Origin of the sequence: Streptomyces smaragdinus (genome assembly GCF_009604385.1) — a bacterium.
Classification (GTDB): domain Bacteria; phylum Actinomycetota; class Actinomycetes; order Streptomycetales; family Streptomycetaceae; genus Streptomyces; species Streptomyces smaragdinus.
Window position 1 is genome coordinate 14759 of sequence record NZ_WEGJ01000018.1, and the last position, 24579, is coordinate 39337.

At 74.0% G+C, this 24579-nt stretch carries 7 protein-coding genes; 6 read left to right on the plus strand and 1 reads right to left on the minus strand.

The genetic code is table 11. From position 1 onward, the window contains the following. Positions 1-10 precede the first annotated feature (10 nt). The 5 genes from SRB5_RS21285 to SRB5_RS21305 all read left to right on the plus strand — a co-directional run bounded on the left by SRB5_RS21285 (position 11) and on the right by SRB5_RS21305 (position 22532). Positions 11-16315 carry an SDR family NAD(P)-dependent oxidoreductase gene (locus SRB5_RS21285; RefSeq protein ID WP_153454417.1) on the plus strand — a complete coding sequence of 5435 codons (16305 nt, stop codon included), beginning with the start codon at positions 11-13 and terminating at the stop codon, positions 16313-16315. Then, positions 16312-17910 carry an AMP-binding protein gene (locus SRB5_RS21290; RefSeq protein ID WP_323378247.1) on the plus strand — a complete coding sequence of 533 codons (1599 nt, stop codon included), beginning with the start codon at positions 16312-16314 and terminating at the stop codon, positions 17908-17910. The genes SRB5_RS21285 and SRB5_RS21290 overlap by 4 nt, the downstream gene beginning before the upstream one ends. A 208-nt stretch (positions 17911-18118) precedes the next feature. Next, the gene (locus SRB5_RS21295; RefSeq protein WP_153454419.1) at positions 18119-19726 is read left to right on the plus strand and encodes an MFS transporter; all 1608 of its coding nucleotides are present in this window, start codon (positions 18119-18121) and stop codon (positions 19724-19726) included. Between the two features lie 144 nt (positions 19727-19870). Beyond that, complete coding sequence (locus SRB5_RS21300; protein ID WP_153454421.1) at positions 19871-21262, plus strand: KamA family radical SAM protein; 1392 nt, start codon at positions 19871-19873, stop codon at positions 21260-21262. A gap of 13 nt (positions 21263-21275) precedes the next feature. Beyond that, positions 21276-22532, plus strand: coding sequence for a pyridoxal phosphate-dependent aminotransferase (locus SRB5_RS21305; RefSeq protein ID WP_153454423.1), 1257 nt, complete (start codon positions 21276-21278; stop codon positions 22530-22532). 87 nt (positions 22533-22619) lie between these two features. On the opposite strand, the gene SRB5_RS21310 is transcribed toward SRB5_RS21305, so the two are convergent. Next, complete coding sequence (locus SRB5_RS21310) at positions 22620-22916, minus strand: phosphopantetheine-binding protein (RefSeq protein WP_228390276.1); 297 nt, start codon at positions 22914-22916, stop codon at positions 22620-22622. A 95-nt stretch (positions 22917-23011) separates the two neighbouring features. Between SRB5_RS21310 and SRB5_RS21315 the strand changes: the two genes are divergently transcribed. Further along, complete coding sequence (locus tag SRB5_RS21315; RefSeq protein WP_194292982.1) at positions 23012-24541, plus strand: AMP-binding protein; 1530 nt, start codon at positions 23012-23014, stop codon at positions 24539-24541. Positions 24542-24579: the final 38 nt, after the last annotated feature.

Below are 24579 nucleotides of genomic sequence, written 5' to 3' on the forward strand. Positions count from 1 at the left end.
GGTGGACAAGATGGCCAACGACGACCGGCTCCTCGACTACCTCAAGCGTGTCACGGCGGATCTCCACCAGACCCGGCGCCGGCTGCAGGAAGCCGAGAACCAGGACCACGAGCCCATCGCGATCGTCGCGATGAGCTGCCGCTACCCCGGCGGTGTCACAACCCCGGAGGGGCTGTGGCAGCTCGTCGCCGACGGACGCGACGCCGTGTCCGGCTTCCCCACCGACCGGGGCTGGGACCTCGACGCGCTGTCCGGCGGGGACACCGGCAGCAGTTACGTCGGCGAGGGCTGCTTCGTCCACTCCGCCGCCGAGTTCGACGCCGGCTTCTTCGGCATCTCCCCGAACGAGGCCCTCACCATGGACCCCCAGCAGCGGCTGCTGCTCGAGGTCGCCTGGGAGGCCGTCGAACGCGGCGGCATCGACCCCGACTCGCTGCGGGGCAAGCCCGTCGGCGTCTTCGCGGGCTCCGGCATCCAGGACTACGAGCACCTCATCGGCGCCGCCGGCGAGATAGCCGAGGCCTATATGACGACCGCCAACGCGGCGGCCGTGATCTCCGGGCGGATCTCGTACCTGCTGGGGCTGGAGGGGCCGTCCGTCACCATCGACACCGCGTGTTCGTCGTCGCTGGTGTCGCTGCATCTGGCCGCGCAGGCGCTGCGCCGCCGCGAGTGCTCGCTGGCCCTGGCCGGCGGTGTGATGGTGATGTCCACGCCGTCGCCGTTCGTCGCCTTCAGCAAGCAGCGGGGCCTGGCCCCCGACGGCCGCTGCAAGGCCTTCGCCGACGCCGCCGACGGCACGGGGTGGTCCGAGGGCGCGGGCATGCTGCTGGTCGAACGGCTCGAGGACGCCCGCCGCAACGGCCACCCCGTCCTCGCCGTCGTCACCGGCTCCGCCGTCAACCAGGACGGCGCCTCCAACGGCCTCACCGCCCCCAACGGGCGGGCGCAGCAGCGCGTCATCCGCCAGGCGCTCGCCGACGCCGGCCTGTCCACCGGACAGATCGACGTGGTCGAGGGCCACGGCACGGGCACCACGCTCGGCGACCCCATCGAGGCGCAGGCGCTGCTCGCCACGTACGGGCGCGACCGCGACGCCGAGCGGCCCCTGTGGCTGGGGTCCGTCAAGTCCAACATCGGGCACGCGCAGGCCGCCGCCGGGGTCAGCGGCATCATCAAGATGGTCATGGCGCTGCGCCACGGGCAGCTGCCCCGGACGCTGCACGTCGACTCGCCGTCCAGCCACGTCGACTGGAGCGCCGGCGAGGTCCGGCTGCTGACCGAGGCCCGCGACTGGCCGCGCGGCGAGCAGCCCCGCCGGGCGGGCATCTCCGCCTTCGGCGTCAGCGGCACCAACGCGCACATCATCATCGAGGAGCCACCGGCCCCCGAGGAGCCACCGGCCGACGCCGAGAACCGCCCCGCCCGCCGGATGCCGGCCGGTATCCCGTTGCCGTGGCCGGTCTCCGGCCGCGGCGCCGAGGCACTGGGCGCGCAGGCGCGTCAGCTGCACGGGCGGCTGGCGGGGGTCGATCCGCTGGACGCCGCCTATTCGCTGGCGACTTCGCGGGCGGCGCTGGAGCGGCGGGCGGTGGTGCTGGCGTCGGATGCGGCGTCGGGGCTGGAGGGGCTGGCGGCGCTGGGGGCCGGTGAGGCGCATCCGGGTGTGGTGCGGGGGACGGTGGCCAAGGGGCGGACGGCGCTGCTGTTCACGGGGCAGGGGTCGCAGAGGCTTGGGATGGGGCGGGAGTTGTACGACGCCTTCCCGGTGTTCGCGGAGGCTTTCGATGCGGTGTGTGCTGCCCTGGATCCGCACCTTTCACAGCCTCTGAAGGAGGTTGTGTGGGGTGAGGACGTTTCCCTGTTGAACGGGACCGGGTTCACGCAGCCTGCGCTGTTCGCGATTGAGGTGGCGCTTTGTCGACTGGTCGAGACGTGGGGTGTACGGGCCGACTGTGTGGCCGGACACTCCATCGGCGAGCTGGCGGCGGCCCACGTGGCCGGGGTGTTCTCCCTGGAGGACGGCGCCAAGCTGGTGGCGGCTCGGGGCCGCCTGATGCAGGCGCTGCCGGAGGGCGGCGCGATGGTCGCCGTACAAGCCTCGGAAGACGAGGTCGCGCCGTTCCTCAGCGATCAGGTGTCCCTGGCTGCGATCAACAGCCCCACCTCAGTCGTCGTCTCCGGCGACGAGGCCGAGGCGCTCGCGATCGGCGAGCACTTCAAGGCGCAGGGGCGTAAGACCACCCGTCTCTCGGTTTCCCACGCCTTCCATTCCCCCCTGATGGAGCCGATGCTGGCCGACTTCCGCGCGGTCGCGGAGTCCATCACCTACGCCGAGCCCACCCTCACCGCCGTCTCCACGGTGACCGGCGGGATCGCCACCGGCTGGCGCACCCCCGCGTACTGGGTCGACCAGGTCCGCCGGGCCGTCCGCTTCTCGGACGCCGTCCGGACCCTCGACGCCCAGGGCGCCACCCGCTTCCTCGAACTCGGCCCCGACGGCACCCTCACCGGCCTCACCCAGCAGACCCTCGACGAGGTCACCGCCGCCGTCCCCGCCCTCCGCAAGGACCGCCCCGAACCCGAGGCCCTGCTCACGGCGCTGGCGCAGCTGTACGTCACCGGCGTCTTCGTCGACTGGCCGGCGTTCTTCGCCGGCTCCGGCGCCCGGCGGATCGACCTCCCCACGTACCCCTTCCAGCGCTCCCGCTACTGGGTCCAGGCCGCCACCACCCCCGGCGACCTCTCCGCCGCCGGACTCGCCGCCGCCGAGCACCCGTTGCTCGGCGCCGTCGTGAGCCTCGCCGACTCCGGCGGCGTCGTCCTCACCGGACGGCTCGCCGTCAACGCCCAGCCCTGGCTCGCCGATCACCGCGTCGGGGACGCCGTCGTGTTCCCCGGCACCGGGTTCGTGGAGCTCGCCGTACGGGCCGGTGACCAGGTCGGATGTGAGCTGCTCGAGGAGCTCACGCTGCAGGCTCCCCTCGTCCTCCCCGAGCGCGGCGCCGTCGCCGTCCAGGTCGAGATCGGCCCGGCGGACGACACGGGCCGCCGTCAGGTCGGCGTGCACTCCCGCCCCGAGGCCCAGCCCGACCAGCCGTGGACCCTGCACGCCCACGGCGTCCTCGCCCCCGACCGGGCCGTCCCCGCGCCCCAGCAGGGCAGCTGGCCCCCGCCCGGCGCCGAACCGCTGCCCGTCGAGGGCGTGTACGACGTCCTCGCCGAGGCCGGTCTGCCGTACGGTCCCGTCTTCCGGGGTCTGACGGCCGCCTGGCGGGCCGGGGACGACGTGTGCGCGGAGGCCGTGCTGCCGGACACCGACCGGGCCGGCGACTACGGCATGCACCCGGCGCTGCTCGACGCGTCCCTGCACGCCGCCGTGTTCACCGAGGTCTTCACCGGCGCCGAGGGCCCCGTGCTCCCGTTCGCCTGGTCCCAGGTCCGCCTGCACGCCGCCGGCGCCACCCGGCTGCGGGTACGCATCACGCCGCGCGGACAGGGCGGGATCTCGCTCGACGTGTACGACGAGGCCGGGCACCCCGTGCTGGGCGTCGGCTCGCTCGCGATGCGCGAGGTGAACGCCGGGCAGCTCGCGGCGGCGGCAGCGCACGAGTCGCTGTTCACCGTCGTATGGAACGAGCTCCCGGCTCCCGACGCACCCGCCGCCGTCCCCGACTGGGACACCCTCCCCGCCGACGCCCCCGTCCCGGACGTCGTCGCCCTGCACTGCGCCCCCGCCACCGACCCCGACGCCGTCCACGCGGCGGCCGAACGCGCGCTCGCCGTCCTGCAGACCTGGCTGAGCGACGACCGATACACCGGCCGCACCCTCGTCGTCGCCACCCGGGGCGCCGTCGCCCTCCCCGGCGAGGTCCCGGGCGATCTGGCCGGCGCCGCGGTCGCCGGCCTGGTGCGTTCCGTACAGCTGGAGCACCCCGGCCGCATCGTCCTCGCCGACATCGACCGCCCCGAGGCCGTCGCCCTCGCAGCCGCCGCCGGTGAACCGCACGTCGCCGTACGTGGCTCCGCCGTCTACGGCGCCCGCCTCGTCCGCCTCGCCGACGACCCCGGGCAGCGCGTCACGCCCGGCTTCGGCGACGGCACGGTGCTCCTCACCGGCGGCACCGGGGGCCTCGGCCGCCTCGTCGCCCGCCGGCTGGTCGCCGAGCACGGCGTACGCAGCCTGCTGCTGGCCTCCCGCCGCGGCCCCGACGCCCCGGGCGCCGCCGAACTGGCCGCCGAGCTGCGCGAATCCGGCGCCGAGGTCACCGTCGCCGCCTGCGACACCGCCGACCGGGACGCACTGGCCGCCCTCCTCGACGGCGTCCCGCTCACCGGCGTCGTGCACCTGGCCGGCGTGCTCGACGACGCCCTCGTCGCCGACCTCACCCCCGAGCGGCTGCACACCGTCCTGCGCGCCAAGGCCGACTCCGCGCTGCACCTGCACGAGCTCACCGCCGACCGCGACCTCGCCGCGTTCGTCCTCTTCTCCTCCGCCTCCGGCGTCCTCGGCGCCGCCGGCCAGGGCAACTACGGGGCCGCCAACGCCGTCCTCGACACCCTCGCCGCCCACCGCCGCGCCCACGGCCTGCCCGCCCAGTCCCTCGCCTGGGGACTGTGGGCGGACGGCATGTCGGGCTCGCTGACGGAGGCCGACCTGCAGCGGATGAGCCGTACGGGCATCGGGGCGCTGACCGCCGACTACGGCCTCGAGCTGTTCGACGGAGCCCTTGCGAACGGCACCGCGCTGGTCGTACCGATCAGGCTGGACACCGGCGTCCTCGCGCAGGCCGGCGACGAACTGCCCCCGCTGTTCCGCGCCCTGGTCCGCATCCGGCCCAGCCGCCGCGCCCAGGTGTCCGCGTCCGCCGCCGCCGAGTCCGGTGCCCTGGTCCAGCGGCTCGCCGGGCTGGACCGCGACGAGCGGCTCGCCGAACTCCTCGCGCTGGTACGGGCCCACGTCGCCGCCATCCTCGGCTACAGCGGTCCCGACGCGGTTGAGGCCGACCGGGCGTTCAGCGAGCTGGGCTTCGACTCGCTCACCGCCGTCGAGTTCCGCAACGCCCTCAGCGCGGCGGCGGGCGTCCGCCTGCCCGCCACGCTGGCGTTCGACTACCCGTCGCCGCAGGCACTCGCCCGGCATCTGCTTCAGGAGCTTTCCGACGACACGGAGACCACCGGCGGCGCGCCGGCCGTCACCCGTACCGCGACCGACGACGATCCCATCGCCGTCGTCGCCATGTCCTGCCGCTACCCGGGCGACGTCCGCTCGCCCGAGGACCTGTGGCGCCTGGTCGCCGAGGGCCGTGACGCCGTGACCGCGTTCCCCGCCAACCGTGGCTGGGACCTCGACCGCGTCTACGACCCGTCCGGCGAGCGCCCGCACACCACGTACGCGCGTGAGGGCGGATTCCTGCACGATGCGGGCGAGTTCGACCCGGCGTTCTTCGGGATCAGCCCCAACGAGGCCGCGATCATGGACCCGCAGCAGTTCCTGCTGCTGGAGGCCGCCTGGGAGGCCTTCGAACGGGCCGGCATCGACCCCGAGACCCTGCGCGGCAGCGCGACCGGTCTCTACGCCGGGATGATGTACCACGACTACGCGGCCAACAACAGCACGGGCGCCATCGCCTCCGGCCGGGTCAACTACGTGTTCGGCCTGGAGGGTCCGGCCGTCACCATCGACACGGCGTGCTCGTCGTCGCTGGTGGCGCTGCACATGGCGGCCCAGGCGCTGCGGACGGGCGAGTGCTCCCTCGCGCTGGCCGGCGGGGTGGCCGTGATGGCGACGCCGGAGGTGTTCGTCGAGTTCAGCCGGCAGCGCGGGCTGGCGCCGGACGGGCGCTGCAAGTCCTTCGGCGACGACGCGGACGGTACGGGCTGGGGCGAGGGCGTCGGCATGCTGCTCCTCGAGCGGCTGTCGGACGCGCGGGCCAACGGGCATCCGGTGGTCGCCGTCGTGCGGGGCTCGGCGCTCAACCAGGACGGCGCGTCCAACGGGCTCACCGCCCCCAACGGCCCCTCGCAGCAGCGGGTGATACGGGCCGCGCTGGCGGACGCCGGCCTGTCACCGCTCGAGGTGGACGCCGTGGAGGCGCACGGGACCGGCACGGTGCTCGGTGACCCGATCGAGGCGCAGGCGCTGCTGGCGACGTACGGGCAGGGGCGGGACGAGGACCGGCCGCTGTGGCTGGGATCGATCAAGTCGAACATGGGGCATACGCAGGCCGCCGCCGGTGTCGCCGGGATCATCAAGATGGTCATGGCGATGCGGCACGACACCCTGCCGCCCACCCTGCACGCCGAACAGCGCTCGAGCCAGATCGACTGGAGCGTGGGCCGGGTCGAGCTGCTCACCGAGGCCCGGGAATGGGCCCGGAACGGGACGCCGCGGCGGGCGGGGATCTCGTCGTTCGGGATCGGTGGCACGAACGCCCACGTGATCATCGAGGAGCCCCCGGCGGTGGAGGAGCCCGCCGTTGCGGGGGAGCCGCTGCCGGTGGTGCCGCTGGTGCTGTCGGGGAAGTCGCCGGAGGCTGTGGCGGCGCAGGCCGCTGCGGTTGGGGCGGTTTCGGGATCTTCGCTGGACCTGGGGTTCTCGCTGGCGACCACGCGGGTGGCCATGGAGCATCGGGCGGTGGCGTTTTCCGCCGAGGGATTGGCGGCGGTGGCTGCGGGGGCGGTGCATCCGGCGGCTGTGGTCGGGCGGGTGCGGGCGGGGCGGACGGCGCTGCTGTTTACGGGGCAGGGGTCGCAGAGGGTGGGGATGGGGCGGGGGTTGTATGACGCGTTCCCGGTCTTCGCCGAAGCCTTCGACGCGGTGTGTGCTGCCCTGGATCCGCACCTGTCACAGCCGCTGAAGGAGGTTGTGTGGGGTGAGGACGTTTCCCTGCTGAACGGGACCGGGTTCACGCAGCCCGCGTTGTTCGCCGTTGAGGTGGCGCTTTGTCGACTGGTCGAGTCGTGGGGTGTACGGGTCGACTGCGTGGCCGGACACTCCATCGGCGAGCTGGCGGCGGCCCACATAGCCGGGGTGTTTTCCCTGGAGGACGGCGCCAAGCTCGTTGCCGCCCGGGGCCGCCTGATGCAGGCGCTGCCGGAGGGCGGCGCGATGGTCGCCGTACAAGTCTCGGAGGATGAGGTCACGCCACTGCTGACCGACGGGGTGTCCCTGGCTGCCGTCAACAGCCCGACATCGGTGGTCGTCTCCGGCGACGAGGCGGAGGCGTTGGCGATCGGCGAGCACTTCAAGGCGCAGGGTCGCAAGACGACGCGTCTGTCCGTATCGCACGCCTTCCACTCGCCGCTGATGGAGCCGATGCTGGCGGACTTCGCTCAGGTCGCGGAGTCCATCGCGTACGAGGAGCCACGTCTGACGGCCGTCTCCACGGTCACCGGCGAGACGGCCACGGCCTGGCACACCCCCGCGTACTGGGTCGACCAGGTCCGTCAGGCCGTCCGGTTCTCGGACGCCGTCCAGACCCTCGACGCCCAGGGCGCCACCCGCTTCCTCGAGCTCGGCCCCGACGGCACCCTCACCGGCCTCACCCAGCAGACCCTCGACGAGGTCACCGCCGCCGTCCCCGCCCTCCGCAAGGACCGCCCCGAACCCGAGGCGCTGCTCACCGCGCTGGCTCACCTGCACGTGTGCGGCGTGCGGGTGGACTGGCCGGCGTACTTCGCCGGCAGCGGCGCCCGGCGGATCGACCTGCCCACGTACCCCTTCCGGCGCACCCGCTTCTGGGTCGACATCGAGGAGTACCTGGCCAACTCCTGGATCGGCGCCGGCGGCAGCCGGATGGCCGACGCCGGCCTCGCCGACGCGGAGCACCCGCTGCTCGGCGCCGTCGTCCCCTCCCCGGACTCCGACGTCGTCACCCTCACGGGAAGGCTGGCCACCGGCTCCTCCCCCTGGGTCGCCGACCACGAGGTCCTGGGCAACGTCCTGCTGCCCGGCACCGGCTTCGTCGAGTTGGCGATCCGGGCCGGCGACCAGGTCGGCTGTTCCGTACTCGAGGAGCTGGCCCTCCAGGCCCCCCTGATCCTGCCCGGCAGCGGCGGCGCTGCCGTCCAGGTCGTGGTCGGCCCCGCCGACGCCGACGGACGCCGCTCCGTCAGCGTCTACTCCCGCCCCGAGGACCAGCCCGACCTCCCCTGGACCCTGCACGCCGACGGTGTCCTCGGCGACACCGCCCCGCCGCCCCGGGAAGACCTCACCGTCTGGCCGCCGCAGGGCGCCACCCCGCTGGACCTCACCGACGGCTACGCGACGCTCGCCGGGCGGGGCTTCGGCTACGGCCCCGTGTTCCGGGCCCTCAAGGCCGCCTGGCGGCGCGGCGACGAGCTGTACGCCGAGGTCGAGCTGCCGGAGGAGGAGCACGCCGAGGCCGGACGGTTCGGCCTGCATCCCGCGCTGCTCGACGCCTCGATGCACGCCGCCCTGGTCGACGGGACCGGCGGGGACGAGACCGTGCTGCCGTTCGTGTGGCGCGAGGTCAGCCTGCACGCCGGCGGCGCGTCCGCCGTGCGGGTACGGATCACCCAGCCGACGCCCGAGAGCCTGTCGCTGCAGGTCGCCGACGCCACCGGTGCGCCCGTCGCCACGGTCGGCGCGGTCGTCGGCCGGCCCGTGTCGGCGGAGCAGCTGGAGACCGCCCCGGGCGCCGACTCGCTGCACCGGATCGCCTGGCAGCCGCTGCCCGCGCCGGACGGCGACGGCGTTGCGTACACCGACCAACTGCCCGCCGAGGGCCCCGTGCACGGCGTCGTCGCCGTGCACTGCACGCCGGACACCGACGACGTCCCGGCGGCCGTACGGTCGCTGACGGACCGGCTGCTGGACCTCGTCCAGCGCTGGCTGACCGACGAGCGCTTCGCCGACGCCACCCTGGCCGTCGTCACCCGGGGCGCGGTCGGCACGGCCGACGGCGAGGACGTGGACGTACGACAGGCGCCCGTCTGGGGTCTCGTACGGGCCGCGCAGGCCGAGAACCCCGGCCGCTTCGTCCTGATCGACACCGACGGCGACGACGGGATCGCCCGGGCCCTCGCCGCCGCCGAGCCCGAGATCGCCGTACGCGGCGGACAGCTCCTCGTACCCCGGCTGACCCGCGTACAACTCCCGGAAGAGACAACAGAGTTCGACCCCGACGGCACCGTCCTGATCACCGGCGGCCTCGGCGGGCTCGGCGCCCGGGTGGCGCGGCACCTCGTCGAGCGGCACGGCGTACGGCATCTGCTGCTCACCAGCCGCCGCGGTCCCGACGCCCCCGGCGCGGCGGAGGAGTGCGCCCAGCTCACGGCACTCGGCGCCGAGGTGTCCGTCGCCGCCTGCGACGTCTCCGACCGCACCGCCCTCGCCGCGCTGCTCGACGGCATCGGGGCGGAGCATCCGCTGCGGGCCGTCGTCCATGTAGCCGGCGCCGCCGACAACGGCGTCATCGGGGCGCTGACCCCGGAGCGGATGGCCGGCGTTCTCGCGCCGAAGGCCGACGCCGCCTGGCATCTGCACGAGCTCACCGCGTCCTGCGATCTCACCGCGTTCGCCATGTTCTCCTCGGCCGGCGGGCTCGTACTCGCCGCAGGCCAGGGCAACTACGCCGCCGCCAACGTCTTCCTCGACGCCCTCGCCCACCACCGCCACGCGGCCGGACTCCCCGCCACCGCCATGGCGTTCGGCCTCTGGGGCGTCAGCACCGGCATGACCGACCGCCTCGCCCTCGCCGAACAGCGCATGGCCGCCCAGGGCCTCCCCGCCCTGCCGCCGGACCTCGGCCTCGCCCTGTTCGACGCCTCCCTGTCCTCCCGGCTGCCCACGACCGTCCCGCTGCGCGTGGACACCGGGGTGTTGCGTGGCCGCGGCGAGGAGATCCCGCCGCTGCTGCGCGGCATGGTCCGCGCCCCCCTGCGGCGCGCCGCGCAGACCGCCGCCGCGGCCTCCGGGCTCGCCGACCGGCTCGCGGGCCTCGGCGACCGGGAGCGGGCGAGCGCCCTGCTCGACCTCGTACGCGCCCAGGTCGCCGCGGTCCTCGGCCACGGCTCCGGCGAGGCCATCGAACCCGAACGGGCCTTCAACGAGTTGGGCTTCGACTCCCTCGCCGCCGTCGAACTGCGCAACCAGCTCGGCGCCGCCACCGGACTGCGGCTGCCCGCCACCCTCATTTTCGACTACCCCAACGCCGACGCCGTCGCCCGCCACATCGGCGAGCAGCTGGGCGACTCCGACGCCACCGCCCCCGTCCGCGCCGTACCGGCGGCGGGCGGCGCGGCGGCCGACGACGACCCCATCGCCATCGTCGGCATGGCCTGCCGCTACCCCGGCGGCGTCACCACGCCCGAGGAGCTGTGGCGGCTGGTCGCCGACGGCGTCGACGCCATCGCCGACTTCCCCGACGACCGGGGCTGGGACCCCGACGTGTACGACCCGGAGCCCGGCACCCCCGGCCGCACGTACGTCCGCAGGGGCGGCTTCCTCTACGACGCCGCCGACTTCGACGCCCCCTTCTTCGGCATCTCGCCCAACGAGGCGCTGATGATGGACCCCCAGCAGCGGCTGCTGCTCGAGGTCTCCTGGGAGGCCGTCGAACGCGCCGGCATCGACCCCGGCGCCCTCAAGGGCAGCCGCACGGGCGTGTACGCGGGGCTCATGTACCACGACTACGCGCTGGGCGTGGAGGCCGCGGCCAGCGTCGGCGGCAGCCTCGTCTCCGGCCGCACCTCGTACACCCTGGGCCTGGAGGGGCCGTCGGTCACCGTCGACACCGCGTGCTCGTCGTCGCTGGTGGCGATGCACATGGCGGCGCAGGCGCTGCGCTCCGGGGAGTGCACGCTCGCGCTGGCCGGCGGTGTCGCGGTGATGGGCACGCCGGGCATGTTCGTGGAGTTCAGCCGGCAGCGGGGGCTCGCCCCCGACGGCCGCGCCAAGTCCTTCGCCGCCGCCGCCGACGGCGTGGCCTGGGGCGAGGGCGCCGGCGTGCTGCTGCTGGAACGGCTCTCCGACGCCCGCGCCAACGGGCACACCGTGCTGGCGCTGATGCGCGGCTCCGCGCTCAACCAGGACGGCGCGTCCAACGGTATGACGGCGCCCAACGGCCCCTCCCAGCAGCGGGTGATCCGCCAGGCCCTGAGCAACGCGGGCCTGACACCCGCCGACGTCGACGCCGTGGAGGCCCACGGCACCGGTACGACGCTGGGCGACCCGATCGAGGCGCAGGCGCTGCTCGCGACCTACGGTCAGCGGCGCGACGGGGAGCACCCGCTGTGGCTCGGGTCCATCAAGTCCAACATGGGGCACTGCCAGGCCGCCGCCGGTGTGGCCGGCGTGATCAAGATGGTGCAGGCGATCCGCCACGGGGTGCTGCCCCGGACGCTGCACGTCGACGCGCCGTCGGACCAGGTCGACTGGGACGCGGGGGCGGTGGAACTGCTGACGGAGGAACAGCCGTGGCCGGAGAGCGGGCGTCCGCGCCGGGCGGGGGTGTCGTCCTTCGGGATCAGCGGCACCAACGCGCACATCATCATCGAGCAGTCGCCGGCCGTGGAGCCGGAGCCGGTGCCGGTGTCCGAGCGCCCGGACGCCGGGGTGATCCCGTGGACGCTGAGCGCCAAGTCCCCGGAGGCGCTGGCGGCTCTGGCCGGGCGGCTCCTGGAGCACGCGTCGGGGTCGGAGGCCGAGCCGGCGGACGTCGGCCTGTCGCTGGCGGCGACGCGGACGGCGTTCGCGCACCGGGCGTGTGTGCTGGGGACCGATCGGCAGGCGCTGCTGCTGGGGCTGACGGCGCTGGCGCAGGGGCGGAACGCGCCGGCGGTGGTTCGGGGGATCAGCCGGCGGAGTGGGCGGCTGGCTGTGCTGTTCACCGGACAGGGGTCGCAGCGGGTGGGGATGGGGCGGGAGTTGTACGACGCCTTCCCGGCCTTCGCCGAGGCCTTTGACGCGGTGTGTGCTGTCCTGGATCCGCATCTCGAACGGCCGCTTGAGGAGGTCGTGTGGGGTGAGGACGCCAATGTCCTGAACGGGACCGGGTTCACGCAGCCTGCTCTGTTCGCTATTGAGGTGGCGCTTTATCGACTCGTCGAGTCGTGGGGTGTACGGGCCGACTGCGTGGCCGGACACTCCATCGGCGAGCTGGCGGCGGCGCATATCGCCGGGGTGTTCTCCCTGGCGGACGGCGCCAAGCTTGTCGCTGCTCGGGGCCGCCTGATGCAGGCGCTGCCGGAGGGCGGCGCGATGGTCGCCGTACAGGCATCGGAGGATGAGGTCACGCCTCTGCTGACCGACGGGGTGTCCCTGGCGGCGGTCAACAGCCCCACGTCCGTGGTGGTGTCCGGTGACGAGGCCGAGGCGCTGGCGATCGGCGAGCACTTCAAGGCACAGGGTCGCAAGACGACGCGTCTGTCCGTATCGCACGCGTTCCATTCGCCTCTGATGGAGCCGATGCTGGCCGAGTTCGCCCAGGTCGCGGAGTCCGTGTCGTACGAGGAGCCACGTCTCACCGCGATCTCCACCGTCACCGGCGAGACCGCCACGGCCTGGCACACCCCCGCGTACTGGGTCGACCAGGTCCGTCAGGCTGTCCGCTTCTCGGACGCCGTCCGGACCCTCGACGTCCAGGGCGCCACCCGCTTCCTGGAGCTGGGCCCCGACGGCACCCTCACCGGCCTCACCCAGCAGACCCTCGACGAGGTCACCGCCGCCGTCCCCGCCCTCCGCAAGGACCGCCCCGAACCCGAGGCCCTGGCCACCGCCCTGGCGACCCTCCACGTCACCGGCACCCCGGTCGACTGGCCCGCGTACCTGACGGGCGCCCGCCGCGTGGACCTCCCCACCTACCCCTTCCAGCGCACCCGCTACTGGGTCGACCCCATCCGCTCCACCGCCGACGCCGCCGCGACCGGTCAGTCCGCCGTCGCCCACCCGCTGCTCGCCGCGTGCCTCCCGGCGCCCGACTCCGACGCCCTCACGTTCACCGCCCGCCTCGCCGTCGACGCACAGCCCTGGCTCGCCGACCACGCCGTGCACGGCGGGATCCTCCTCCCCGGGACGGGGTTCGTCGAACTCGCCCTCCAGGCCGGCGAACTGACCGCCTGCCCGACAGTGGAGGAGCTCACCCTCCACGCCCCCCTGATCCTCCCCGAGCACGGCGGCGTCGCCCTCCAGGTGCTCGCCGGTGCCACGGACGAGCAGGGGCGGCGTCCCGTACAGATCTACTCGCGGCCCGAGTCCGGCGCCGACGGCCCGTGGACGAAGCACGCCGAGGGCGTCCTCGGCACCGCCGGCATCCCGCCCGCCGAGGGACCGGCCGTCTGGCCGCCCGAGGGGGCCGGGGAGCTGGACGCGGACGGGCTGTACGACCGGCTGCTCGAGCGGGGCTTCGGCTACGGCCCCGTGTTCCAGGGCCTCAAGGCCGCCTGGCGCTCGGGCGAGGAGCTGTACGCTGAGGTGGAGCTCCCCGGCGAGGCGCAGGCCGAGGCCGCGGAGTACGGGCTGCACCCGGCGCTGCTGGACGCCACGATGCACGCCCTCGGGTTCGGCGGCCTGGGCGCCGACGAGGACCAGGGCCAGGCGCTGCTGCCGTTCTCCTGGGACGGCGTCACCCTGCACGCCACCGGCGCCTCGGCCGTACGCGTCCGCCTGTCGCCCGCCGAGGGCCGGCGCAACGCCGTACGGATCGACCTCACCGACCCCGCGGGCCGGCCGGTGGCGACGGTCGACGCCCTGCTCCTGCGCCCGGTCGCCCCCGGGCAACTGGGCGGCGGCGGGCACCGCGACGCGCTCCTGGCCGTCGAGTGGAAGCCCGCCCCGCACGGCACCCCGCCCGGGTCGTGGAGGATCGCCGGACCGGGGCTCGACGTCCCCGGCGTCCCGGCGGTCGCCGACCCGGCGGCGTTCCCCGCCGGTGAGGTGCCCGACGTCGTGGTGTGGCCGGTCCCCGTAGCCGAGCCGTCCGACGGCGACGTCCCCGCAGGCGTACGGGCGGCGCTGACGGCGACGCTGCACACCGTGCGGCAGTGGCTGGGCGACGAGCGGTTCGCAGGCTCCCGGCTGGTCGTCGTCACCCGTAACGCCCTCGCCGTCGACGACGGCGCCCCCGTGGACGTCACGCAGGCGCCCGTCTGGGGTCTGCTGCGCGCCGCCCAGGCGGAGAACCCGGGCCGGTTCGGCCTGCTGGACCTCGAGGGCCGAGGCGCCGAATCGCCCAGGGTCCTGGCCGCCGCCCTCGCCTCCGGCGAACCCGAGGCGGCCGTCCGCCGCGACGCGGTGCTCGTCCCGCGCCTGGCCCGCTCCGCCGCCGACGGCGGACGCGAGGTGTGGGACGCGGACGGCACGGTGCTGATCACCGGCGGTACGGGCGGACTCGGCGCCGTCGTCGCCCGGCACCTGGTGGCCGAGCGGGGCGTACGGCACCTGCTGCTGACCAGCCGCCGCGGCCCCGACGCACCCGGCGCCGCCGGGCTGCGCGACGAACTGGCCGCCCTCGGCGCGAGCGTGACGGTCGCCGCCTGCGACGTCTCCGACCGCGCCGACCTGGCCCGGCTGCTGGACGGCGTCGACGCCGCACACCCCCTGCGCGGGATCGTGCACGCCGCCGGTGTCGCCCACAACGCCCTCGTCGGGGCGATGACGGACGAGCAGATCGACTACGTACTCACCGCGAAGGCCGACGCCGCCTGGCATCTGCACGAGCTGACCGCCGACGCCGGGCTGACGGTGTTCGCGCTGTTCGCCTCCGCCGGCGGCACGGTGATGGCGGCCGGCCAGGGCAACTACGCGGCGGCCAACGTCTTCCTCGAGTCCCTCGCCCAGCACCGCCGGGCGGCCGGACTGCCCGCCACCGCCATGGCCTTCGGACTCTGGGACACCGCGACCGGCCTCAGCCAGTGGCTCGGCGACGCGGACCTCCAGCGACTGGCCCGCGCCGGCACCCCGCCGCTGTCCGAGGAGGAGGGCCTGTGGCTCTTCGACGCCGCCGTGTCCGGCGACGCCCCGTGCGTGTCGCCGCTGCGCATCGACACGGCGGCGCTGCGGGCCCGTACCGACGAGGTGCCCGCGCTGCTGCGGGGCCTCGCACCCGCCGCCCGACGGCGGGCCGGTGCCTCCGCCGGCGGGTCGGCCGGGGCGCTGCGCGCCCAGGTGCGCGGGCTCGGGGACGCGGAGCGCGAACAGGCGGTGCTGGCGGCCGTGCTGACGCACTCCGCGGAGGTGCTGGGCTTCGCCGACGCGAGCGTGCTCGACCCCGAGGCCGGGTTCCTGGAGTGCGGCTTCGACTCGCTGACCGCCGTCGAGCTGCGTAACCGGATCAACGTCGCCGGCGGACTGTCGCTGCCCGCGATGGTCGTCTTCGACAGCGGTACGCCCGCCGAGTTCGCCCGGCTCGTCGCCGCCCGGCTCGCCGACGGCGCCGCGCCCGAGACCACGGCCGCGACGCCCGCCGACGGGGGCGGCGAGGACACCCTGTACCAGCTGTTCCTTGACGCCATCCTCGCCGGGCACGTCCAGCCGGGCCTGGCCATGCTGCGGTCGGTGGCCGCGCTGCGCCCGGCCTTCGCGGACGCCGCCGGCCTGGACCGGCTGCCGCAGGCCGTGGCCTACGGCGCCGCCCAGCGCACCGAGGGCGACCGCGGCGGGCTCCGGCTGATCTGCCTCAGCACCCCGACCGTGGCCGGCGGTGTCCACCAGCACGCCCGGCTCGCCGCCCGGCTGTCCGTCCCCGTCTGGGGGCTGCCCACGCCGGGCTTCGGGCGCGGCGACATGCTGCCCGAGTCGTTCGACGCCGCCGTCGACGTCCTGGCGCGGGCCGTGCTGGAGACCGCGCAGGGCGAGCCGTTCGCCGTGCTCGGCTTCTCCTCCGGCGGTCTGCTCGCCCACGCCACCGTGGCCCGGCTGGAGGAGGAGCACGGGGTGCGGCCCGCCGGACTCGTACTGATGGACACGTACCGGATGGGCCCCGCCAACGACGCGATCTTCAACCAGATGGCGCTCGCCGTCCAGGAGAAGGGCAACACGCTCGGCGCCTTCTCCAGCGCCGAGCTCTCCGCCATGGGCCGGTACGTGGAGTTGCTCCCGCAGTTCCGCGAGCGCGACATCAGTGCGCCGGTTCTCTTCGTCCGGGCCGGGGACCTGTTCCAGTTCGGCGAGGCGGAGGAGACAGGACCGGAGAGCCAGGGCGGCGACTGGCAGGCCGACTGGGACGGCGACGCCGTCGTCGTCACCGTGCCCGGCACGCACTTCACCATCGCCGAGCAGGACGTCGACACGACCGCCCCCGTGGTCGACGACTGGCTGACAGCCCAACGAACAGAGGTGGAACACCCGTGATCCCGACCCAAGCGCCACCCGCCGTCGTCCGCCACGACGCCCAGCGCATGCACGAACTCCTGCTCGCCGCCGCCCGGGACACCCCCGACGCGCCGGCCGTGGTCGAGCCCGACGGGGACGGGGGCAGACGCGTCCTCAGCTACGGCGAACTCGAGCGCAGGGTGCAGGACTACGCGGTCGCCCTGGACGCGCTGGGCCTGGACATCGGCGACCGGGTGGTCATCGAGTCCGACACCTCCGGACCCGCCGTCGGGCTGCTGCTGGCCTGCTCGATGCTGGGGCTGACGTTCATCCCCGTCAGCCCCGAGGTCCCCGACCAGCGGCTGCGGTCCATCCTGGACACCGCCCGGCCCGCCCTGCACGCCCAGCGCGAGGACGGCGCCCGTACGGACCTGCCCGACGAGGTCGGCACGGTGCGGTTCGGGCCGGGCGGCATCACCGTCGAGCGGGCACCGGCGGCGCGCGAGCGGCACCGGCGGGTTCCCGTCGGCACTGACGCCGCGTACATGATCTTCACGTCGGGGACCACCGGGCGGCCCAAGGGCGTGGTGATGAGCCACCGCGGGGTGCTCGCCTTCTACCGGGGGATGCTCGCGCACCGGATCGTCACCGCCGGGGACCGGCTGGCCACGTGCTCGCCGCTGCAGTTCGACTTCGCGCTGCTCGACATCGGGCTGGCGCTGGGCAGCGGTGCGCTGCTCATTCCCGTACCGAGGGAGCTGGTGCACTGGCCGCGGCGGCTGGCGCGGTTCCTGTCCGAGACCGGCGCCACGCAGGTCGACGGGGTGCCGTCCATCTGGCGGCCCATGCTGCGGCACGAGGCTGCGGGGCTGGCGAAGCTCGCCGGTCAGGTGCGCGGGGTGCTGTTCTCCGGGGAGGCGTTCCCGCTGCCCGAGCTGCGGGCGCTGCAGGGGCTGCTGCCGGGGGTGCGGGTGACCAACTGCTTCGGGCCCACGGAGGCGATGGCCTTCTCCCTCACCGATGTGCCGTACCCGGTGCCGGAGGACACGCACGAGCTGTCCATCGGCTACCCCTATCCGGGGGCGGAGATCCTGCTCGTCGACGAGGACGGGCGGGTCGTGGAGGACACCGGGGAGGTGGGAGAGATCCACTTCCGGGGGCCGTCGCTGTTCACCGGCTACTGGGACGACCCGCAGGCCACCCGGGGCGCGCTGGTGCCCGATCCGCTGTGTCCGCAGTCCGGCCAGGTCGTGTACAAGTCCGGCGACCTGGCGTACCGGGGGCCGCACGGCGAGCTGTACTTCGCCGGGCGGGCCGATCTGCAGGTGAAGATCCGCGGCAACCGGGTGGAGCTGGGCGAGATCGAGCGCCGGCTCGCGGAGTTCCCCGGCGTGGAGGCCGCCGCGGCGGTCGTCAGCCCCGGGCGCGGGGAGGACCCCGAGCTCAACGCGTTCGTCGTCGCCGTCCAGGACGCCGACCTCGACAGCAATCTGCTCGCCGCGTTCTGCAAGCAGTCCCTGCCCTCGTACATGCTGCCCCGCCGCATCCATCTGATCCCCGGCATCCCCGTCACGCCCAACGGCAAGACGGACCGCAGACAGCTGCTCGCGCGGCTCATCGAGCCCGCCGGCTGAGCCCGTCCGCGCGGCCGGAAACCGACCCCCGCAAACCCTTGCACAAGCCTCGTACAAGGACTTCGCCGTACGACCGTCAGAGCCTGTCTCCGATGCCCCGCCCGGGCGCAGGCGGGGCATCGGAGACAGGCTCTCGCGCGGAGCCGGAGCCCTCACGTACGCGACGTGCACCGCACCCGCCCCCACACGACGCTAGGAGTCGGTTCTCATGACCACCGCACCGGACAATCCGAACGGCGCGCCGCCGCGGCCACGGGCGGGCCGCAAGGAATGGCTCGCCCTGGCCGTGCTGCTGCTGCCCGTGCTGCTCGTCTCGATGGACCTCACCATCCTGTACTTCGCGCTGCCGGCCATCAGCGAGGACCTGCGGCCCAGCGGCGACCAGCAGCTGTGGCTCGCCGACATCTACGGATTCGTGCTGGCCGGCGTGCTCATCACCATGGGCGCGCTCGGCGACCGCATCGGCCGCCGCCGGCTGCTGCTCGTCGGCGCGGTCGTCTTCGGCCTCGGCTCGCTCGCCGCCGCGTACGCCGGAAACCCGGAGACCGTCATCGTCGCCCGCGCCCTGCAGGGCCTCGGCGGCGCGACACTGATGCCGTCGACGCTGGCGCTGATCCGCAACATCTTCCACGACCAGACCCAGCGGCGGACCGCCGTCGCCGTCTGGTCCACCGGGATGGCCGTCGGGGCGGCGCTGGGGCCCGTGGTCAGCGGCGCGCTGCTGAACTGGTTCTGGTGGGGGTCGGTGTTCGTCATCAACGTCCCCGTCATGCTGCTCCTGCTCGCCGTCGGGCCGGTGCTGCTGCCGGAGTTCAGGACGCCCTCCGCGGCCCGCTTCGACGTGCTGAGCGCGGTCGTCTCACTGGCCGCCGTGCTGCCCGTGATCTACGGCTTCAAGAAGATCGCCGTCGACGGGGTCGGGCTGGTGCCCGTGGTCGCCGTCGTGGTCGGTCTCGCGTTCGTACCGGTGTTCGTCCGGCGGCAGCAGACCGTCACGGACCCGATGATCGACGTCGGGCTGCTGCGCGGCCGGTCCATCGGCCCGGCGGTGACGGCGAACGTGCTGGCGTCGTTCATCCTCGTCGGCTATTCGCTGTTCAGCACCCAGTATCTGCAGTCGGTGCTCGGGATGAGCGCCCTGAAGGCCGCGCTGTGGACGCTGCCCGGGACCGTCGCCGTGGGCATGGCGGTGCCGCTGGCGACCGTGCTGGTACGGACGGTCAAACCGGCGTACATCATCGCCACCGGGTTCACGATCGCCGGGCTGGCGCTGCTGATGCTCACCCGGGCGCCGGCCGAGGACGGGCTGGCCGTGATGATCGTCGGCATCATCGCCGTGGCTGTCGGCGTCACGCCCGTACTGACGCTGGTCACCGAGCTGGTCGTGGGCCAGGCGCCGCCCGAGCGGGCCGGCTCCGCGTCCGCGCTGCTGCAGACCGGGCAGGAGTTCGGCGGCGCCCTCGGCATCGCGGCGCTCGGCGCCCTCGGGGCCGCCGTCTACCGCAACAGCCCCGCCCTGGACGCCCCCGCCGGGGTGCCGCCCGAGGCGCTGGAACCGGCCAGGGAGACCATCGGCGGCGCGCTGTCGGCCGCCGGGACGCTGCCCGAACCGGCCTCCGGGCACCTCGTCGACGCCGCCCGCGAGGCCTTCACCAGCGAGGTCCACGGCGCCTCCTGGGCGGGCGCCGCGGTGATGGCCGTGGCCGCCGTCTTCTCGCTGTACGCCCTGCGCTCGGTGGGCAGTGACCGGGAGCGTGCCTCGGCCGCGGACACCCAGCCGGAGGCGGCCCGCAAGGCCGCGCCCGAGGCCGCCTGACCGACGGGGACCCCGGGACCGGCCCCGTACGGGTAGGGGTCGGTTCCGGGGTCCCGCCGTCCCGGCCGCTCCCTAGCCTGAGATCGCGGGTTTCACCGGATCCGCGGCACTGCACCTCGAGGCAGACGCTGGAGGAATGGACACATGTCGTCACTGCTGCTGACCGATCCGGTCGGCGCAACGCGCTTCCGCGCCTACGGACCCCGGCAGCTCGACGAGATCGCGGACCGGTACGGTCTGCCGGCCGACATCCGCGAGGCCGTCCGGCTGGTGTCGCTCGTGCTTCCGTTCCGGGTCAACGAATATGTGCTCTCGGAGCTGATCGACTGGTCCGACATCCCCGGCGACGCCATGTTCCAGCTGGTGTTCCCGCAGCGGGGCATGCTCGCCGAGGGCGACGAGCGCGCCCTGGCCGCCGTATCCGCCGACCCCGGCACCCGCGCCGGACTGCGCGGCGTGGTCGCGCGGATCCGCGGCGGGCTGAACCCGCACCCGTCGGGGCAGAAGGAGCTCAACGTCCCCCTGCGGGAGGGGGAGAAGCTGCCGGGGCTGCAGCACAAGTACCGCGAGACGGTGCTGTACTTCCCCAGCCAGGGCCAGACCTGCCACGCGTACTGCACGTACTGCTTCCGCTGGGCGCAGTTCGTCGGCGACGCCGAACTGCGCTTCGCCGCCACCGGACCCGAGGACCTGCTCGACCACCTCGCGGCCCATCCGTCGATCAGCGATGTGCTGGTCACCGGTGGCGACCCGATGATCATGTCCACCGAGCGGCTGCGCCGGCACCTCGAGCCGCTGCTGGCCGTCGACACCGTCCGTACGATCCGCATCGGCACCAAGTCCGTCGCCTACTGGCCGCAGCGCTACACCACCGACGCCGACGCCGACGACCTGCTGCGGCTCTTCGACGACATCGTTGCCTCCGGCCGCAATCTGGCCGTCATGGCCCACTTCAGCCACCCGCGCGAGCTGGTGCCCGACCAGGCCCGCAGGGCGCTGTCCCGGATCAGATCCACCGGCGCCGTGGTCTACTGCCAGGCCCCGCTCATCGCCCGGGTGAACGACGACGCGGCCGTCCTTGCCGACCTGTGGCGGGCCGAACTCGACGCCGGGGCCGTGCCGTACTACATGTTCGTCGAGCGCGACACCGGCCCGCACGACTACTTCAAGGTGCCGCTCGCCCGGGCCGCCGAGCTGTTCCAGACCGCCTACCGCACCCTGCCCGGCCTCGCCCGCACGGTGCGCGGCCCGGTGATGTCGGCGACCCCCGGCAAGGTCGTCGTCGACGGTACGGAGGAGGCCTTCGACGGCCGATGGTTCCGGCTGCGGCTGCTGCAGGCCCGCGAACCCGCCCTGGTCGGCCGCCCCTTCCGGGCCCGGTACGACCCGGCGGCCGCCTGGCTCGACGACCTGCGACTCGACCCGGCCACCCCGGCCGACATCGCCCGCGCCATCGCCGGACCCGCCCGGGCCGTCGGCGAATCCGGTGCCACCCGGACCGGCCAGTCCCTGGTGGCCGACGTCGTCGCACAATGAGGAGCTGCTGGCCATGACCGACATGAGGATGTCGCCGAACCTGGCGCTCAACCAGCTGGTGGCGGAGCGCCAGGCGGCCGGCGAGTCGCTCGTCCACCTCGCCTTCGGCGAGTCCCGGCTGCCGCCGTTCGAGCCGCTGGTGACCAAGCTGACCGAGGGAGCCCGGCGCAACGGCTACGGGCCGGTCGCCGGCGGTCCCGCCGTACTGGCCGCCGGAGCCGGCTACTTCGAACGCCGCGGGCTGCCCACCGCGCCCGAGCAGATCGTGGTGGCACCCGGCAGCAAACCGCTGCTGATGGCGATCAACCTGGTCGTGCCGGGCGACGTCCTGCTGCCCCGCCCGGCCTGGAACACCTACGTCCCGCAGGCCCAGCTGGCCGGCAAGAAGGCCATCGCCGTGCCCATCCCGCCCGAGTGCGGCGGCGTGCCCGACCCGCGGGTGCTGCGCGAGCACATCGCCGCGGCCCGGCTCCTCGGCCACGACCCGCGGATCATCGTGCTGACCCTCCCCGACAACCCCACCGGGACGACCGTGTCCCCGGAGATGGTGCACGAGCTGTGCGGCATCGCGGAGGAGGAGGGCCTGCTCATCGTCTCCGACGAGATCTACCGCGACGTCCTGCACGACCCCGGCCACCCCTTCCTCAGCCCCGCCGAGATCGCCCCCGAGCGCACCATCGTCGCCACCGGCCTCAGCAAGAGCATGTCGCTGGGCGGCTGGCGCATCGGCATGGCCCGCTTCCCCGAGGGGCCGTGGGGCGAGTGGATCCGCGACGGCGTCGCCTCCGCCGCCAGCGAGGTGTGGTCCACGCTGGCGCAGCCCATGCAGGAGGTCGCCGAGTACGTCTTCGCCGAGCCGCCGGAGGTACGCGAGCGGATGGCCGCCGCCGCCCGGCTGCACGGACTGGTGGCCGCCGAGGTGTACCGGATGTGTGTCGCCGCCGGCGCCGACTGCCGCCCGCCGACCGGGGCGTTCTACGTCTACCCCGACTTCGGGCCGCTGCGGGAGAAGCTCACCGGGTACGGCGTCACGGACTCGCCGACCCTGGCCCGGTCCATCCTGGACCGCTTCGGGGTGGTCGTCCTGGCCGGCCACCATCTGGGCGACGACTGGAACGCGCTGCGCTTCAAGATGGCGACCAGCATGCTCTACGGCGCCACCCACGAGCTGCAGCAGGAGACCCTGGAGGCCACCGACCCGGTCTCGCTGCCGCACGTGCGCGGCCAGCTCGACCGTATCGAGGAGTCCCTGATGCGGCTGACCGAATAGCGCGGCGGCCGCGGCCCGGCACGGGAGATTTCTCTCCCGGCCGGGCGGACGGTGGTGCGGGCGGTTTTGTGTCCGGTGCGCTGGAAATCAGTCGTCGGGCTCGGTCTTTTCCTGGAGCGTGCGCCAGATCAGATCCGGGCTGGCGAAGTTCTCCAGCTTGAGCGCGTCGTCCTTGAAACGCACCCCGTAAGCGGTCTCCAAGGCGGCCAGCAATTCGACCGAACCGACTGAGTCAAGACCCAGATCGGGTAGGTCGGCGTCTCCTGTCAGCGGGCTGTCCGGCGACAGAAACGGCAGGTAGGGACGTATGGTCGCCTCAAAAGGCGGGTCCCACTCGGAAGTTGTCTGCCCCGTCTTCACGGCGGCGGAATTCATCTCTGACATAGCAGAATAATGAAGCGGACGTCGGTGTGTGTCAATGCACGCCCAAGTCCGGAGGCAGATCAGTCTTTTGAGGTTGCTGGGGCAGGAGGACGGAAATGGACGAGCTGATGGATCAGGCGCTTCACGCCCGATTTCTACGGGGTCTGGAGAAATCCCCGGACGCTACGGCGATACGCGTCGGGGACGAGACGGTCAGCTATGCCGACGCCCACCGTACGGCCCTGGCGTGGGCCGGCGCGCTGCTCGCCGCCCCCGGCGGCCCGCCCAAGGCCGTGAGCGTCCTCGCCGGCCGCTCCGTCACCTCGTATCTGGGCGTCCTCGCCGCCCTGTACGCCGGCACCACCGCCGTCCCGCTGCTCGCCGACTTCCCGGCCGCCAAGCTCGCCGCGATGCTGCGCGCCGCCGAGGCCGCCGCGCTGATCGTCGACGAGGAGGGCGTCTCCCGGCTCGGGGAACTCACCGCCGAGGCCCCCGACCTCGCCGGCCTGACCGTCCTCGCGCCCCACCGGGGCGCCCTCGACGTCCCCGCGCTCGACGCCCCCCGCCCCGCCGGACCGGAGGACGTCGCGTACGTCCTGTTCACCTCCGGCTCCACCGGCACCCCCAAGGGCGTCCGCCTCACCCACGGCAACCTCACCCACTACTTCGGCCTGATGGACGCCTGGTACGACTTCACCGCCGACGACGTCTTCTCCCAGGCCGCCAACCTCAACTGGGACTCCGCCGTCTCCGACCTGTGGTGCGCCTGGGCCGCCGGCGCCCCCCTGGTCGCCGTCACCCAGCGCGCCTACGCCAACCTCCCGGCGTTCGTCGCCCGGTACGGCATCACCGTGTGGTTCTCCGCCCCCAGCGTCATCGGCCTGGCCCGCCGCACCGGCCGCCTCACCCCCGGCAGCCTGCCGACCCTGCGCTGGACGTACTTCGGCGGCGAGGCGCTGCGCTACGACGACACCGACGCCTGGCAGCGGGCCGCCCCCGGCTCCGCGGTGATCAACGTCTACGGGCCCACCGAGATGTCGATCACCACGCACCGCCACACCTGGCACCCCGAGACCTCCACGGCCCTCGGCGTCAACGGCGTCGTCCCCCTCGGCCGCCTGCACGACGGCCACGCCGAACTCCTGCTGGACGACGCCGGCGAGGCGTCCGCCACCGAGGGCGAGCTGTGGCTGTCCGGGCCGCAGCTGTCCGCCGGCTACCTCGACCCCGCCGACGGCCGCGGCAAGTACCTCGAGCGCGACGGCGCGCTGTGGTACCGCACCGGCGACCGGGTCCGCCGGCTGCCCGACGGCCAGCTGCTGTATCTGGGCCGCACCGACTCCCAGGTCCAGGTGCAGGGCTACCGGGTGGAGCTCGCGGAGGTCGAGCACGCCCTGATCGAGGCCACCGGCGTCACCGACGCGGTCGTCGTCGGCGTCCCGGTGGGCCACAGCACCGAGCTGGTGGCGTACTACCTCGGCCCGGAGCGCTCCGTCCGGGACCTCCGGCGCGACCTGGCCCGGCAGCTGCCGGCCCAGATGATCCCCCGCTACTACCACCGGCTCGAGGTGTTCCCGCTGAACACCAACAAGAAGACCGACCGGCTGAGGCTCACCGCGCAGGCGGCCGGGCTGTACGGCGGTTGACACGAAGAGAGACCGAGAAACATCGCGAAAGGTGAAAA

Coding starts and splice junctions, on each gene's coding strand:
- SRB5_RS21285 (WP_153454417.1), top strand. CDS start 11: ATGGCCAACGACGACCGGCTCCTCGACTACCTCAAGCGTGTCACGGCG.
- SRB5_RS21295 (WP_153454419.1), top strand. CDS start 18,119: ATGACCACCGCACCGGACAATCCGAACGGCGCGCCGCCGCGGCCACGG.
- SRB5_RS21300 (WP_153454421.1), top strand. CDS start 19,871: ATGTCGTCACTGCTGCTGACCGATCCGGTCGGCGCAACGCGCTTCCGC.
- SRB5_RS21305 (WP_153454423.1), top strand. CDS start 21,276: ATGACCGACATGAGGATGTCGCCGAACCTGGCGCTCAACCAGCTGGTG.
- SRB5_RS21310 (WP_228390276.1), bottom strand. CDS start 22,916: ATGTCAGAGATGAATTCCGCCGCCGTGAAGACGGGGCAGACAACTTCC.
- SRB5_RS21315 (WP_194292982.1), top strand. CDS start 23,012: ATGGACGAGCTGATGGATCAGGCGCTTCACGCCCGATTTCTACGGGGT.